Below are 14,615 nucleotides of genomic sequence, written 5' to 3' on the forward strand. Positions count from 1 at the left end.
TAAAAAGCCAGGCTTCCACCCCAGCAGGAATGCCTGGCTTATTCTTTCAGATCAGAACTGGTAAACGAGCTTCGCCCAGATGTAATCGCCCTCAAGACGACGCTCCACATCCATTTCCGGCAACCAGCGCAGCTCGAACACCAACGAGTCTGTGGCCGTGGGTCTCAGGTAGGTCAGCACCGGGCCAACGCCCAGGGTTTTGCCCTTGAAGTCACCGAGATTTGCCCCCTTGCCGCTGTCGCCAGTGATCTGGTCGTAATAGAAGGCGTTGGCGCCGACACCGATCAGGCCAGAACCGGCCGGGAACAGTTTCTGCACACTGCCTTCCACATGCCAGACGGTACCGCTTTTATAGTCGGTATCATTGTTCTCGGTATTGATAGCAAAACCGGTATGCACAGCCCAGTTGAGCAGGTTTGGTCCTGAATAGGACACGCCCACCGTGGGGTCGAAGGTCCAGTAGTTTTTACCCGGGTTGGCCAGGCGCCCCTGCTCGTAGTCGCCAGTTGGCGCATAGATCGGCAGCACCGCATTGAATTGATACGCATCCTTCTGCCAGGCCATCATCAAGGGCATAAAGGTGATATCCCCGAGACCATCGGCCTGGTCGGTGCGACGCACACTGCGACCGCCGGCACGGACGGTAGCCGTCACCTCCATATCCACGTAGGGCACAATAGCACCAACGCTGTACCAGGCGCCGAGGACCTTCTGCTCAAAGGTATAGAAGCCGCCCAGCAGCAGCGCATCGCTCTCTGCTTCCAGATCGGTACTGAGCAAACCACCCGCCAGAGTGGTACCCACGTCGCCCTCGTAGTTTAGATAGGCGGCCTCAAGCACCGTACCTGGCTTGTTCGGTGGAAGGTCAATGATGGTAGCCAGGGCCCCAGGTACGTAATGGCCCGCGCCACCCTCCTCGGCGTAGACGCTCGATGCGCCCTGCACGGCGATTAAACCGGCAGCCAAAGCAGTCGTCAGAACTCTTCTTTTCAGAACTCTTCTTTTCAGCGCTATCCTATTCATCATTCACTCGCCTCTTTCGAGAGGGCCGAAGCTCTCATGATTACGTAACCGGTCTCATCCATAAGGAAGAGCCAGCCTTCAGGACTGATATGCCATTGCTGCACCAAACCCAGGGCATTGAGAAAACGATTCTCCTGCTCCATCAGTGAGTCGATACAGGCGCGGCGAGTTGAAACCAGCTGCCCGAAGGAGAGATCGCCCCCCGCTATGCTGAACTGACCGCTAAAACTGTTGCAGCTGGAGTTGCCGGAAACCCTGGCATCCGGCGCAAAATCGATAGCAGCCGGGCTGTTATCGACAACTCCGCGCCCCTCGATATATTCGATCCGCCAGCTGTGATCGAACAATTGGGCCTGGGTCGGATCCGCCGGTTTCTCTGGATAAACGCTGTTCCAGTCCTGTTTCATATCGACCAGCACCCAACCTTTCTCGTCCGCATCATCCAGCCCGTGGTCCAGGGTCCCCACCAGAGATTTGCGGTCGTAGGACCACTCACGCAGAGCGTCGGTATGATGCAGCAACAGACCCAGGCTCGGTCCCTCGCCGGAGGTCACCCAGTCCAGCATCTGGTAGTCACCATCCGAGTTACCGAAGGCGAGCACCGGGCGGGCGCCGATATATTGATGGATCCCTACCGGCTTACCCTCTTTATCATCGACAAAGGCGATTTCCGGCTGTTTCACCATAACCGGCTTGCCGTCTCTTACTTCGTAGGTGGCTTTAATACTGGAACCCACCACCTGATAAGGCGGGATACCGTAAACCTCTTCGGCAAAGGAGCGGATAAAATCAACGCCCCCGCCGGAGACGATAAAGGTTTTAAAATCGCTCTCACGCAGATAATCCAGCAGCTCCAGCATCGGCTGGAACGCCATTTCGGTGAACAACTTCCCTGTACTGCCATGGCGGGCGGTTTTCAGCCACTGCTCGGCAGCCTGCCTGAACTCTTCAGTGGTCTGGCCGGCATGGGTTGCGGCAACCACCTTGAGCACTCCCTCTTCGCCATGGGCCACCATCTTGTCAACGTCACCGGCGAGATAGGAGGCAAAGGGCTCGGTGGTTTGCCACTCTGGATGTTCCGGCGCCATAGCCTTGAGACGATCGAGCGCGAAATAGAACTGAAAATAGAGCGGTTTTTCCGACCAGAGTGTGCCGTCATTATCAAAAGTAGCGATACGTTTAGCCGGCGGCAGATACTGCCCCGACTCAGGATCGGTCACGTTATCGACAAACTCGATGATCGAGTCTTTCGCCGCGCCGCTGTTCCAGGACGGCAGCGGGTCGGCAGATGCCGCCCAGGCCGGTGCGGCGACACCGATGGCACTGGCCAGCAGTGCACCTTTGAAGGCCGTCGATTCAACAGCCGTGAGTTTGCGGGCTAATGCAGCCAGAGTAATGCGTCCATTCATATCAAGTACCTTTGAATTTGAGCCATCCCGTTTCATCAGGGCAGTCTCGGGTAGTCAGGAACGGATCGATCCCGCCCCATCAGCGCCCCAGTTGCTGCTGATATCTGCGTGCTTTTTCCGTATTGCCCAGTTTGGTGTTGATCGAAACCAGAGCCGAGAGAATCTCGACATTTCCAGGGTAGGACTTAAGCCCCTGCTCCAGAACGCTCACCGCCTGTTCGCCCTGGCCGACGGAGTCCAGCGCGACACCGTAGACATAAATATAGCGCGCCGGTGAGCCCTCTGACTGCGCCGCCAGCGCCAGATGCTCAAGCGCCTTGTCCATCTGCTTTTCACGCACGTAAGAGAGCCCCAAGGCGTGTTGGACTACCGCTGTTTCGCGCACCTGCTCCAACGCGGTGAACAGCACCTCGCGGGCACGGACTTCATCGCCCTGGTTACGGTAGAGCTCGGCCAGATTCACCTGCGCCGGCAGGTAATGCGGCGCCTTGACGATCGCCTTTTGGTAATACTCCTCTGCACCGGTCGTGAGCCCCTGGCGCGCGTAGAAATTCGCCAGATTCGTCAGTGCTTCGGGCCGGTCGGCGTTGAACTGATTGGCATGAACAAAATCATCGAGGCCTTCCTCGTAACGTGTTTTTACCTCATCCGGATACTGATTCAGCGGCAGCCCTGCCATCGCCTGCGCCGCCAGACCGCGGGTGATGCGGCTATCATCGTAGAGCAGCGGCACGGTAAAGATCGGCCGGTACTGCGCGGGGATCCTTTCAGCGGCTGACGACAGTCCCAGCCCAAGCAGCGGTTCATCACTTTGTGCCACCATCTGCAGCACCTGCGCAGACTGCTGCGACAGGTAGTCTGGCAGCATCGTGGCCGCCGTGGCACGAGCGATTTCCGGCTGGGTCTTATCCAATATCAGCTTCGACAGCAGCGCTTCCGCATGGGGGCTTCCCATCCGCCCCGCCGCCAACGCATGGGCATAGTGGTTCTGGTCCGGTTCACCGAACTTGTCACTCAATATTTTGGTGGCCCACTCATTGGATTTATCGTTATGGCAGGCAGTACAGACATTGGGCGTACCCAGGCTGTCAGACAGGTCCGGGCGGGGAATACGGAAGCTGTGATCACGGCGGGAATCATTACCCATGAAGGTTTTCGCCGGCATATGGCAGTTCCGGCAGCTGGCACCTTCTGAGCCCGGCTCGTGCATATGATGGGACTCGGTATCGAACTTGCTCGGCAGGTGGCACTGGGCACAGACCTGGTCACCGTCGGCGCGCAGTTTCAGACTGTGCGGCTGGTGACAGTCGGTACAGGTAACCCCGGCCTGGTACATTTTGCTCTGCACGAAAGAGCCGTAGACATAGACCTCGCCGTTGACCTGACCATCCGCGTGATAAAGCTGCGGATCATCCAGAAGACTTACCTGGAAGTGATCCAGCAGCGGATCACCGGGGCGAGCACCGGGATGAGCCGTTGAGCGCCGCGAATGGCAGGTGGCGCAGGTCTCGATCTCTTTCTGCGTGGTTCTCGGTTTATTGCGCTCGGCGATGCCGGTTTCCGGATTGATGGTCCATGCGACATCCTGACGTTCATCAAAGCTGACCGGGAACCCCTGGTTCGGAATCGAATCTTTCAGTTCATCATTTTGCGCCCAGCGCAGGTGTTCGGAGCCCGGACCGTGACAGGCTTCGCAACTGACATCGATATCGCTCCAGGTGGTATCGAAGGTATCGCTACTCAGCTGGTAGTTTTTCTGCAGGTCGGTGGAGTGGCAATCGGCGCACATGTAGTTCCAGTTCTGGTACAGACCTGTCCAATGCAGCTCATCGTCAGCGGTGATCTTTTCATCGGGATAGAGGTGAAACCACTTCTGACCGCCCTCTTCTGCCGTACGGGTATCCCAGACAATATTGAGCGCCTGCAGGCGTCCGCCGGGGAACTCGATCAGATACTGCTGCAGGGGGTAGACGCCAAAGGTGTAAGCAATCGGATACTCGGTCAGCCGGCCATCGGGGCCGTCGGTTTTGACGTAAAAGGTATCGTCGCGCTTATAAAATTCGGAGGTGATGCCAAAATAATCGAAACGGGTATCGTTGAAATCGGCCAACACGGTTTCATCGTTGGCGCTCTGCATCGCCAGATCGTGGTAGGAACCGCTCCAGTCCTTGTGCTCCTGCTCATGGCACTGGGTACAGGTCTCGCCACCCACGTAGGCGGCATTTTTGATCGCTTCGGTCGCTTCCGCTATTGCTTCAGACTCGACCGCGGTAGTTTCGCTGTCAGCAGTTTGTTCACTGGCTACTGCATTGCTTATCCCTGTCTCACTCAAACCTGCAATCAGCAGCAGGGAGAGAACAAATCCATTTAACCAGTTTTTTCTTTTCATTAATGACTCAATCTACTGCTTGTGGCGAATAAAGAGGAACAGACCCGGCCGCTACCGGCTAGGGTCTGTTCTTTAGCCAGATTACTGGCTGCGATCGATCATCGGCTCATCGCCTGCTGATTGATCATTGTGCTTACAGCGTCCACCGAAGTGGACATGCTTGTCTGACTCGGCGGGAAATCCTTGAAGGTCTGCACGAACTCGGCAATCTGCTTACCGGCCGGGCCAAGAATCCAGCTGCGGTTTTCCGCCCACTCGTCATAACCGCGGGCTTCAACGAAGCGCTCGAAAGGATCCAGCTTCAGGTTGATGATGTAGGGGCTTGTCATCCCTTCCTGAGTTGCACGGAACCACTCTTCCTGATCGGTGAAGATCAGTTTCCAGTCACCCCAACGCATACCGTGGAAGGTGGTTTCGGTGAAGTAGTAGAAGTCCTTGCGTTTGGTTTTACCGTTGTTCAGCAGCAGGTCGCTCTGGTCATATCCATCGAGGTGAACCTTGAAGTTCTTGCCACCGATCTTTTTGCCGTCGAGCAGATCTTCCTTGAGATCTTTCTCGCCCAACCAGGACATCAGTGTCGGCATCCAGTCTTCCATGGTCATGAATTCACCGGTGGCTACGCCTGCCGGAATATGTCCATCCCACTTAACGACCATCGGCACGCGGAAGCCACCTTCCCAGCCACCAACGCCTTTCTCGCCATGGAACGGCTGGTTACCGCCATCCGGCCAGGAGTTGGAGGCGGCACCGTTATCGGTAGAGAACATGACGATGGTGTTATCAGCTACGCCCAGCTCATCCAGCAGCCCCAGCAGCTCGCCGACATCGTCGTCCATCTCTTTCATGCCATCGGCATAGAGGCCATATCCGGTAACACCGTCATACTCGTCAGTCAGGTGAGTCTGGTAATGCATGCGAGTAGTGTTATGCCAGACGAAGAAGGGTTTGCCCGCCTCGACCGCATCGGTGATAAAGCGCTTGGATTCCACCAGCACCTTCTGGTCGAGGGTCTTCTGCTCCTCAGAGCCGAACGGGCCAAGATCCTCGATCTCCTGACCACCATCAGGCAGCGCCTTGGAGTGGGTAATACCGCGCAGGGTCAGACCAAACTTTTCCTGGGTCTCCTTATCCTTGGGATAGTCGTACTGCTCTTCGTACTCGCCTGCGTTCAGGTGGTAGAGGATGCCGTAAAACTCATCGAAGCCGTGGTTGGTTGGCAGGTGCTCGTCCCGGTCACCCAGGTGGTTTTTGCCAAACTGGCCGGTGGCGTAACCCTGAGCCTTGAGCATCTGCGCCAGGGTGGGATCGGAATCCTGAATCCCCTCTTTTGCACCCGGCAGGCCCACTGTGCTGAGACCAGTACGCATCGGGTACTGCCCCAGCAGGAAGGCCGCACGGCCTGCAGTACAGGATGCCTGGGCATAATGATCCATAAAGATCATGCCATCATCGGCGATGCTGTCGATGTTCGGCGTGGAGCCACCCATCATGCCGCGGTGATAGGCGCTGATATTCCACATGCCGACATCATCACCCCAGATCACAAGGATATTGGGCTTTTCGCTCTCTTCTGCCGCCTGCACCAGCGGCGTTACCGTTAGACCGGTTGCGACCAGCGCTACCCCACAGAGCCGTTTCAGGTTCGTTATGGTTTTCATGAATCCTCCGTGAATATCTCACTCACTCGCTATTGAGCTACGAGACTGCTCTCTTCGCAGCGTGTAAACCTTGCGTTAGATACAACTTATTTCAGGAACAACTTACCTTCGGGAACAACTTGCTTCAGGAACAACATGTTTCTCGAGCAACTTGCTTTTAGAACCCTTTATTTGGGGAACAACATCGTAAAGACGAATCTCAGCCCCCAGTCCGGGCCGTTATCCGGACCCGCCAGGTAAGCCTTGGCACCGCCGCCGATGCTGACGGTCTGGTTGCCCAGCTGCATAACCTTAGTGACCATCATGTTCATCGGTACCGATTCCTGTTCCGTCTCCCAGTTATAAGTTGCTTCCAGGTTCAATGCGTAGGTCAGACCACCGCCGGCCCCGTAGTTAATAAACGGCTGCACGAAGGTCGCACTGACATCGGCGCGGTTATCTTCACCGGCGAAGCTCTCCAGGTGGTTAGCCAGGGTGCCGTAGGTCCAAGGGCCATGCTGATAGAGCACTACGCCGGTGGGGCCCGCCGCCCACTTTTCCGAACCCAGGCTGTCGTTGCTGGCGGTCGGCGCCATGATGACGGGGCCGACACCCCAGATCAGTCCGTTTGAGGTTGGTTCTTTGGGAGAAAAGAAGAAGCTCTGTACCAGATCGCCAGTGCCGTACTGGCTCAGACCGTCATCGTCAACGAAGTCGTCCTGGTAAACCAAGGGCATGATGCTGCGGGAGATCAGGTTCCAGTCATCGTTGAGGCTGAAAGGGATAACCGGCTGGATATTCAGCGTGGAACGAAAACCGTCATCGTCGATGCCGCCGCCAAAATCGAAATTGAACTGAAAGGGAACACTGACCAGGTTGGAGACGGGGTTCGCCAGCTTTTTAGCCAGCTCATCCGCACTTTGAGCAAATACACTGGGTGACGCGAGCGCGAGAGACAAGAGAGTCAGCACTTTTGCAGATCCATTGACCGCCCAGACGTCCAGCCTTTTTATCCTTTTTAGCCTATTCATCTATTCCATCACCCTTTGTATTTTCAGCCCGTTCACCGTTCCATGCGATATTTTGAATACGTCAACGTTGGAAGGCAGTCAGTATTTAACGTCGATAGAAAACCTTGTTAGCACAAATTATTGCATGATCACTGAGTTCCCTGGTTTTCCCGGGCGCCCGGCCCGACGACATAGGAAACAGCATAGATAACAAACCGCAAAGCAGCCATTCCAACAGGAGAACTGAATGAGTAGCTACAAACAGGAAGAGGAAGCCGTCTCACGGCTCGACCGAGAAATAAAAAATGAGAGGACTGGCGCACACTTAGCTCATCCTGAATTCGCTTCTTGTGAGCAGCCTCGCGTACAGCCATGGATGACTCCATTCATCTAAATTTCACCGGCCCGAAAACGTTTTTTAACAAACGTGCATAATGGCCGGCGAGCGGCGGTGTTAGTCCTGCTTTATGTAAGGATTCTCTGAAATATATAACCGTGCCCAGTTTTTATGTCAAAGAATTTCCAGGCTTAAGCGACTAATTATCAAGAGTTTTCAGCTCAACACAGCAACCACTGGTTAATATGCAACCACCTGTCCAGCCCGGATATATTAGCCGCCGAAATGCCACCAACCTTTTTATTCATTCTGTCAGTCGACAGAGACAGTCCGCCCTTTAGCCCAGTGACGCAGGCTTGCGACCGACTCGGCACGAACGACCGCCAAAGGCTGGGTAGTATCTAATTCACGCAGTATGTGCTCGGTATTCAGAGGCTCACCCTGCGCATGAGCCCAGTAGCCTGCAGAAACAATCGCCTGCTCGATCTCCGCACCGGAAAAGTCCGATGCCTGTTCCGCAAGGCGTTCAAGCTCGAATGCCGAAGGTGAATTACCACGTTTTTCCAGATGCACCGCAAAGATCTGCTGCCGGGCGTTCAGATCCGGCAGGTCCACGTAGTAGATCTCATCCAGGCGTCCTTTGCGCAGCAGCTCCGGCGGCAGTTTTTCGATATCGTTAGCCGTGGCGACCACAAAAACACGACGCCGGTTTTCCGCCATCCAGGTCAGCAGTGTGCCTAACACCCGGCTAGAGGTACCGGACTCATCCTGACCGGAGCTGATACCTTTTTCGATCTCATCCATCCAGAGCACACAGGGCTCCAGCATTTCTGCCGACTTCAAGGCCTCACGCAGATTCTTCTCGGTCTCGCCGATGTATTTGTTAAACAGCGCGCCAAAGTCCAGCTTCAACAGTGGCACGCCCCAAATACCGGCAACCGCCTTGGCAGCCAGACTCTTACCACAGCCCTGCACACCGATCAGCATCACACCCTTGGGCAGATCAAAGCCATTGTTTTTGCCGGCGTCGAGGAAAAAGGGTTTGCGCAGCTCCAGCCAGGCTTTCAGCTTGGCAAAGCCGCCCACCTGGGCGAAATCGGCCAGATCAAAGCTGTAACTGATCGCGCCGCCGCCGGAGAGCATACGGTACTTGGCATCCATCACCGCCTTGATATCACTATGGGTGATAGCGCCATCATCATGAATAGCACTGCGTATAAAGCGACGTGCGTCCGCTTCGGTCAGCCCCACCAGGTTACGGATCAGAAGGTCCACTGCCTGGGTATCCCCCTTCAGTTTCTCGTTGGAGGCCTTGGACCAGGCTCGAGCCTCCTTCCTGACCAGTTCTCTGATCTCATCGATGGCAGGCATGGAAAGCTCGAAGTGGGTGCACATCCGCTCGATCTCGGCGGGTACATCAAAGGCGTGGCTGACAAACACCAGCACGGTGTTATTGACGAAGTACTGCTGGGCGATCTCTTTCACCAGCCTGAGCACGGCCGGATTAGTCAGGTAATGATGAAAGTCCGGCAGCAGCAGGATGGTGTTCTTTACCTGCTCACGGACCTTTTTCAGCATCTCTAGCGGATCGGTCAGATCAGCTTCCGCACTTCGGGTTTCGATCCCTTCCAGCTGCCAACTGGAGGAATCACCCACTCCCAGATCAAGCCCCTCGGCGACACTCCAGATTTTCAGGGTTCCCAAAGATCGATCTTCGAAGGTTGCCTTGCGCAACAACTCGACCACGCGACGTTCATCGTGGGTTTCGATCACAACAATAGGAAAAGGGTCTTTAAGCTTGAGCTTCAGGTCATGAAGATCCATTCAACCGATCACTCTGTTACATATGAGATGCCGCTTATCTTCGTTGATTTAGCCACGCCTTACCATGATCTAACCGGGGATTTTCAGGCGGTACGCTGCCCTGCGATGAGCTGTTTCAGCCAGCTATGCCCATTCACCAGCAGGATACCCAACAGCACCAGCAACGCACCGGCAAGAAAGTCCGGCTCGATCGGCTCATCGAGAATCAGGTTACCAAGCACCACACCAAAGAGCGGGGTCATGAATCCCAGCACACCGATCCGCGACGCCGAGTAGTGCCGAATCAACCAGAACCAGACCATGAACGCCCCGAACGAGACAATCACCGCCTGAAAGCCGAGACTGGCAAACGCCAGCAGGGTTGGATTGAAGCCCCACTGCCCTGTCATGCCGGCCACCAGCGACAACACCACGAAAGCGACTAACAGCTGGTACAGCAGAGTCTGTCGGGCTGAGCTCTGCGCCAGCCTGGAGGAGCGGATAATCACCGTGCTCATCGCCCAGGAAAGCCCTGCCAGTAGCGCCAGGAGATCACCGCGTAACATATCGGGTGCAGCGACAGATGCATCTGACTGCCCCAGGAATGCCAGAGCGATACCGCAAAACGCCAGCAATATACCAAACCACTGGGCGGCTGCCATGCGCTCTTCCCTGACCCGGAAGTGGAGTATCAACGCCGCGAAGACCGGTGCGGTATTCATAAATACCACCGCATGGGAAGCCGTGGTGTAGCGCAGCGCCTCGCCGAGAAACAGGTACTCGAAGGTGAAAAACATCCCCACCATCAATCCCTGGCGCCAGTTACGACCGGCCAGATCCAGTGGCTCCCGGGTCCACTTCATGTAGCAAGCCACTAAACAGGCGGCAATGCCTGAACGCAGTGCCAACAGCAACAGCGGCGCGATATCCGGCCCGGCCAGCTTTAACACTACATTCTGCATACCCAGGACGAGACAAAATAGCAGCATCAGTCCCAACGCCTGACCATCAACAGGCCTGCGTACATCCATCGATTCTCTCCTACAGCGTTAACTGCGAAGAATTTTGGCACTGTCATTAATGAGGGATATAGCGCTATCCTGACAAATACTACTGGCAAAGTGACAGAGGAAGTTTATGGCCCTGCCCACCCACGAACTGGTCGCCCCGAACTTTGACCCGGCGCCGGACGCACCGCTGTTCTTTCGCACCGCCTGTATTCCCGATAACTCTGCCTACCCGGCGCATACTCATACCTGGGGCGAGTTTGTTTACTCATTCAGCGGCGTTATGGAAGTACGCGTGGGCGGAAAAACCTACCTGGCACCACCTCAATACGGCCTCTGGCTACCTCCTGACCTGGAGCACCAGGGCTTGAGCCGGTATGAGTCTGTCCACTGCTCGCTTTATATTTCCGGCGCGCTGATGCACCGCTTTCCCGACAAACCCTGCGCGCTCCATGTCAGCTCTCTGGTCTGCGCCCTCCTGGCTCATCTGCGCCAATACCCGATAACGCCGCCCTACTCCGATGAGTCGATGCGTCTCCTGCAGGTACTGGTTGACCAGCTGGCGAATGCCGACCAGCTGGACAGCTATCTTCCCTCCTCACAGGACCCTCTACTGACTCCGATACTCTCGCTGCTTGAGGAACACCCAGCAGACAATCGTCCGCTCAATCAACTGGCGGCGCTGGCACACACCACAGAGCGCACCCTGATGCGCAGGGCCCGGCGTGAGTTGGGGATCTCAATCGCCGAGTGGAAACAGCGACTACGCCTGGTCAAAGCGATGCCAAAGCTGGAGGCAGGAGAGAAGGTCGAAAGCGTCGCCCTCGAGATGGGCTACTCCAGCGCCAGCGCCTTTATCGCCATGTTCAAGAAACACCTGGGCGTGACACCAGACGAATATCGGCGCAGATTTTCAGGCGAAGGAAACTGACGATACAAACGACAACAGCCCGGCATTTTCATACCGGGCTGTTGCAAGATGAACAGCGCTGTTTAGCGAGCGCTTTCCTTGGCTGAGCTTTCGCTTTCGATAGAAACCTCAGCCGCGTCATCTTCGCCAAGTACCTCGCGCACGATCAGCTCACTGGCATCATCCACCTGCTCGCGATCGACCACCGCTTTCTTCAGCTGAGGGTTTGATGGCATTTCGTACATGGTACGGCGCAGTACCGATTCCATGATCGACCTCAGGCCACGGGCACCGGTGCCGCGAGTGCAGGCCAGCTCGGCGATGCGGCTAAGCGCTTCCTCGGTAAAGGTCAGTTCCACCCCCTGATAGGCGAACAGCTGGGTGTACTGTTTAACCAGCGAGTTGCGCGGTTCCTTGAGCACCCGTACCAGGGCGTCTGCATCCAGTTCATGCAGGAAGGTAATGACCGGGAAGCGGCCGATAAATTCAGGGATCAAACCAAACCCCTGCAGATCATCGGGCTGCAGCGCCGCCAGCAGCTGGTCGTGGGAATGCTCCGGATCCTCGGTAAACGCTGCCTGAAAACCGATCCCCCCCTTTTTCGGTTTCAAACGCTGACGCACGAGTTCCTCGAGTCCGGGGAAGGCACCGCCGACAATAAAGAGGATATTGGTGGTATCGATCAGTTCATCGCCGTTTTCATGACGTCGACCGCTCTTGGGCAGTTTAACCTCGTTACCCTCCACCATTTTTAGCAGTGCCTGCTGCACGCCTTCGCCGGATACGTCACGAGTCGCGGTCGCCCCCCCGCCCTTGTTAGCCAGCTTATCCACCTCATCGACGTAAACGATACCCCATTGGGCGCGCTGCACATCACCGTCGGCAGCATCCACCAGCCGCCGCAGGATGGTATCCACATCATCGCCGACATAACCGGCCTGGGTCAGGGTGGTCGCATCCGCCACCACGAAGGGAACGCCGATCACCCGCGCCAGACTTTTCACCAGCAGGGTTTTACCAGTACCCGAAGGTCCCGCCATCAGGACGTTGGACTTCTCCAGCTCCACCGCCTGATCCGAGTCATGCAGGCTTTCACTCTTGCCGGTATTGAGCAGCCGCTGGTAGTGGTTGTAAACGGCAACCGCGAGGATCTCCTTGGCCCCATCCTGGCCGATCACATAGTCATCCAGATGCGACTTAATCTCCTTGGGCGCCAGCAATGACTCAGCCAGATCAGCACGCTTGGCACTCTGGCCCCAGCTGTTAACGACCTGATGCGCCAGCTCCACACAGGCGGAGCAGATAAAGCCGTCATTGCCGGAAATTAGCGGTGTATCGGCGGACTGTTCGACCCCACAGAACGAGCAGTTAAGCTTGGATTTTTCGGTCATGCGTTCACCCCTGGTTATGCGTTAACCACTTTGGCCGGTGTATTCAGACGGTTGAGCTGCTCAGCGATCCACTGACGCTGGAACTGGGAGCGTTGACGCTCCTCCAGGCTCTGCCGCAGTTTGGGAAGGATTTCCGCCAGCGGGACCTGGCGCGGCGGCTCGATATCACCGCAAAGAAGAAGGTGGAAGCCGAGTTCCGAGCGCACAGGCTCACTGATTTCGCCCGCCTGCATCTCGAAAAGTACTGCATCGAGCTCAGGAAACAGCTTGCCCCGCTCCACCGTGCCTACCAGGCCACCATGAAAGGCAGTGGGACACTCGGAATGTTTCTGTGCCTGCTCTTCAAACCGGGAGGGTTTTGCCGTGACCCGGTTGCGAATCTCTCCGATCCGCTTGAGTGCTTCAGCCTCGCTGTTCTCCTTGAACTCATCGTTCACGGTGATCAGGATATGGCGTACCTGACGCTTCTCGGTCACCGCAAAGCGCTCCGGATGCAGGTAATAGAACAGCTCGGCATCCTCTTCGCTAACCTCAAACTGGCCCACGGAGACCCGGTCCAGAACCGCTTCTACCTGCAGCTCGCGACGCAGGCCCTCCCTGAGCAGCTCCTGGGTCAGCCCACCCTGCTCCACCGCTTGAAGAAAAGCGGCGTAATTTTCGAAACGGCTCTGGATCTCTTTCACCGCCGATTCCACCTGAGACTCAGGCACAACGATTCCCTGGTTCTCGTCCGCATAGAGAATCGCACTCTCGATATTCAACTGATGCGCGACACGAGCGGCCGCTTCGGTTGCCTTATCGCCTTCCAGGTCATTCGGCGCGCAGTCGTAGTGGCTCCAGGCCAGTTTAAACAGGGCGTAGACCGCATGAGGGTTATCAGTGCTGGGACTCATCTGTCTGCTCCTCCGGTTCAGCGGCTTGCAACGCCACCTCGGGAATTTCAATTGCCTGTCCGTTGATAAAGATGTTGTAGTGAATATCACTGCCACCATCGCCATCACGGAGAACATTCTCGACCTCACCCACATCGCCCGCCCTGGCGATCACCTCACCTTCCATTTTCAGGGTGCAGCGCACGCGAACCTTGTCGCGAAACTCAAAACGGTTCTGTACCCAGGGCGCGTCAGCGGGGATCAGCTCCTCCTCACGGCAGCCCACGGTTTTATCCTTGTCGAGAAAGTGCACACGGTAGATCAGTTGATCCTGCAAATAGGTACCCACGTCGTACACCACGCCGGTGGCGCCGCGGGTTAGCAGCAGCTCGCCCACTTCCAGCCCGGGGTAGGTACCATCATTACGCACGTTGCGGGTCAGGCGCACAGAATCGCCATACTCGTATCTCGGACGCATAGGCTTCAGGACCCCAACAGCTGATCAAGCGGAACAAAGGTGGTCTGAGGCTCATGCATGCGGAAAACCTTGAACACCTTCTCGGTCAGTGCATCGGACTCGACAAAGTCCTGATAGGCCTGGCCGAGCATCTGATGATAAGCGTCTTTCAACGCTGCTTCCTCTTCAGGCAGATTGCCGGCCTTTTCTACCTGCTGCAGATAGTCGTGGTAGCGCTGCATGATATGCAGGCGGTTAACCATCACGACCTTGGGATCGAACTCGATCTCGAAATACTCAAGAAACTCTTCCGCCGAGCTCAGCTCTTCCAGGTCTTCAATAAACTCGAAGTCGCTCATAACGGTTCCCC

Annotated in this window: 13 protein-coding genes; 1 reads left to right on the forward strand and 12 read right to left on the reverse strand. The window is 56.2% G+C overall.

The annotated features are described in order from the left end of the window. Positions 1-51: 51 nt before the first annotated feature. From CLV83_RS21680 to CLV83_RS21715, 8 genes are all read right to left on the reverse strand, one after another. Positions 52-1,026 carry a SphA family protein gene (locus tag CLV83_RS21680; RefSeq protein ID WP_243642478.1) on the reverse strand — a complete coding sequence of 325 codons (975 nt, stop codon included), beginning with the start codon at positions 1,024-1,026 and terminating at the stop codon, positions 52-54. After that, positions 1,023-2,432 carry an META domain-containing protein gene (locus tag CLV83_RS21685; RefSeq protein WP_132297860.1) on the reverse strand — a complete coding sequence of 470 codons (1,410 nt, stop codon included), beginning with the start codon at positions 2,430-2,432 and terminating at the stop codon, positions 1,023-1,025. The genes CLV83_RS21680 and CLV83_RS21685 overlap by 4 nt, the downstream gene beginning before the upstream one ends. 79 nt (positions 2,433-2,511) lie before the next feature. Then, positions 2,512-4,821 (reverse strand): tetratricopeptide repeat protein, encoded by a 2,310-nt coding sequence (locus tag CLV83_RS21690; RefSeq protein ID WP_132297863.1) that lies wholly within the window; start codon positions 4,819-4,821, stop codon positions 2,512-2,514. 98 nt (positions 4,822-4,919) lie between these two features. Next, complete coding sequence (locus CLV83_RS21695) at positions 4,920-6,479, reverse strand: arylsulfatase (RefSeq protein WP_132297866.1); 1,560 nt, start codon at positions 6,477-6,479, stop codon at positions 4,920-4,922. A 167-nt stretch (positions 6,480-6,646) separates the two neighbouring features. Continuing rightward, entirely contained in the window at positions 6,647-7,429 is a 783-nt protein-coding gene (locus CLV83_RS21700) for a hypothetical protein (protein ID WP_207894985.1), read from the reverse strand. Between the two features lie 188 nt (positions 7,430-7,617). Beyond that, positions 7,618-7,842 carry a hypothetical protein gene (locus CLV83_RS21705; protein ID WP_132297873.1) on the reverse strand — a complete coding sequence of 75 codons (225 nt, stop codon included), beginning with the start codon at positions 7,840-7,842 and terminating at the stop codon, positions 7,618-7,620. A 275-nt stretch (positions 7,843-8,117) separates the two neighbouring features. Continuing rightward, positions 8,118-9,629: an AAA family ATPase gene (locus CLV83_RS21710; protein ID WP_132297876.1), complete on the reverse strand. Its 1,512-nt coding sequence runs from the start codon at positions 9,627-9,629 to the stop codon at positions 8,118-8,120. Between the two features lie 83 nt (positions 9,630-9,712). Then, entirely contained in the window at positions 9,713-10,639 is a 927-nt protein-coding gene (locus CLV83_RS21715; protein ID WP_132297879.1) for a DMT family transporter, read from the reverse strand. A 106-nt stretch (positions 10,640-10,745) separates the two neighbouring features. On the opposite strand from CLV83_RS21715, the gene CLV83_RS21720 reads away from it, so the two are divergent. Beyond that, a complete protein-coding gene (locus CLV83_RS21720) occupies positions 10,746-11,546 on the forward strand; it encodes an AraC family transcriptional regulator (RefSeq protein ID WP_132297882.1) in 801 nt (266 codons plus the stop codon). Positions 11,547-11,608: 62 nt separating this feature from the next. Here the strand turns inward: CLV83_RS21720 and clpX are convergent, their stop codons facing one another. From clpX to nifW, 4 genes are read right to left on the reverse strand one after another with little or no spacing between them, the layout of a single operon-like run. After that, positions 11,609-12,916 (reverse strand): ATP-dependent Clp protease ATP-binding subunit ClpX, encoded by a 1,308-nt coding sequence (clpX, locus tag CLV83_RS21725; RefSeq protein WP_132297885.1) that lies wholly within the window; start codon positions 12,914-12,916, stop codon positions 11,609-11,611. 14 nt (positions 12,917-12,930) lie between these two features. Further along, on the reverse strand, positions 12,931-13,809 hold the full coding sequence (nifM, locus tag CLV83_RS21730) for a nitrogen fixation protein NifM (protein WP_165900377.1): 879 nt from the start codon (positions 13,807-13,809) through the stop codon (positions 12,931-12,933). Continuing rightward, complete coding sequence (locus tag CLV83_RS21735; RefSeq protein ID WP_132297891.1) at positions 13,793-14,266, reverse strand: nitrogen fixation protein NifZ; 474 nt, start codon at positions 14,264-14,266, stop codon at positions 13,793-13,795. The genes nifM and CLV83_RS21735 overlap by 17 nt, the downstream gene beginning before the upstream one ends. 5 nt (positions 14,267-14,271) lie before the next feature. After that, positions 14,272-14,604, reverse strand: coding sequence for a nitrogenase-stabilizing/protective protein NifW (gene nifW / locus CLV83_RS21740; RefSeq protein ID WP_132297894.1), 333 nt, complete (start codon positions 14,602-14,604; stop codon positions 14,272-14,274). Positions 14,605-14,615: the final 11 nt, after the last annotated feature.

The sequence above is a fragment of the Marinobacterium mangrovicola genome (assembly GCF_004339595.1).
GTDB lineage: Bacteria > Pseudomonadota > Gammaproteobacteria > Pseudomonadales > Balneatricaceae > Marinobacterium_D > Marinobacterium_D mangrovicola.

Bases quoted from the DNA above. Each gene is read 5' to 3' on its own strand.
- CLV83_RS21735 (WP_132297891.1), bottom strand. From the start codon at position 14,266: ATGCGTCCGAGATACGAGTATGGCGATTCTGTGCGCCTGACCCGCAAC.
- clpX (WP_132297885.1), bottom strand. From the start codon at position 12,916: ATGACCGAAAAATCCAAGCTTAACTGCTCGTTCTGTGGGGTCGAACAG.
- CLV83_RS21710 (WP_132297876.1), bottom strand. From the start codon at position 9,629: ATGGATCTTCATGACCTGAAGCTCAAGCTTAAAGACCCTTTTCCTATT.
- CLV83_RS21705 (WP_132297873.1), bottom strand. From the start codon at position 7,842: ATGGCTGTACGCGAGGCTGCTCACAAGAAGCGAATTCAGGATGAGCTA.
- CLV83_RS21690 (WP_132297863.1), bottom strand. From the start codon at position 4,821: ATGAAAAGAAAAAACTGGTTAAATGGATTTGTTCTCTCCCTGCTGCTG.
- nifM (WP_165900377.1), bottom strand. From the start codon at position 13,809: ATGAGTCCCAGCACTGATAACCCTCATGCGGTCTACGCCCTGTTTAAA.
- nifW (WP_132297894.1), bottom strand. From the start codon at position 14,604: ATGAGCGACTTCGAGTTTATTGAAGACCTGGAAGAGCTGAGCTCGGCG.
- CLV83_RS21685 (WP_132297860.1), bottom strand. From the start codon at position 2,432: ATGAATGGACGCATTACTCTGGCTGCATTAGCCCGCAAACTCACGGCT.
- CLV83_RS21715 (WP_132297879.1), bottom strand. From the start codon at position 10,639: ATGGATGTACGCAGGCCTGTTGATGGTCAGGCGTTGGGACTGATGCTG.
- CLV83_RS21695 (WP_132297866.1), bottom strand. From the start codon at position 6,479: ATGAAAACCATAACGAACCTGAAACGGCTCTGTGGGGTAGCGCTGGTC.
- CLV83_RS21680 (WP_243642478.1), bottom strand. From the start codon at position 1,026: ATGATGAATAGGATAGCGCTGAAAAGAAGAGTTCTGAAAAGAAGAGTT.
- CLV83_RS21720 (WP_132297882.1), top strand. From the start codon at position 10,746: ATGGCCCTGCCCACCCACGAACTGGTCGCCCCGAACTTTGACCCGGCG.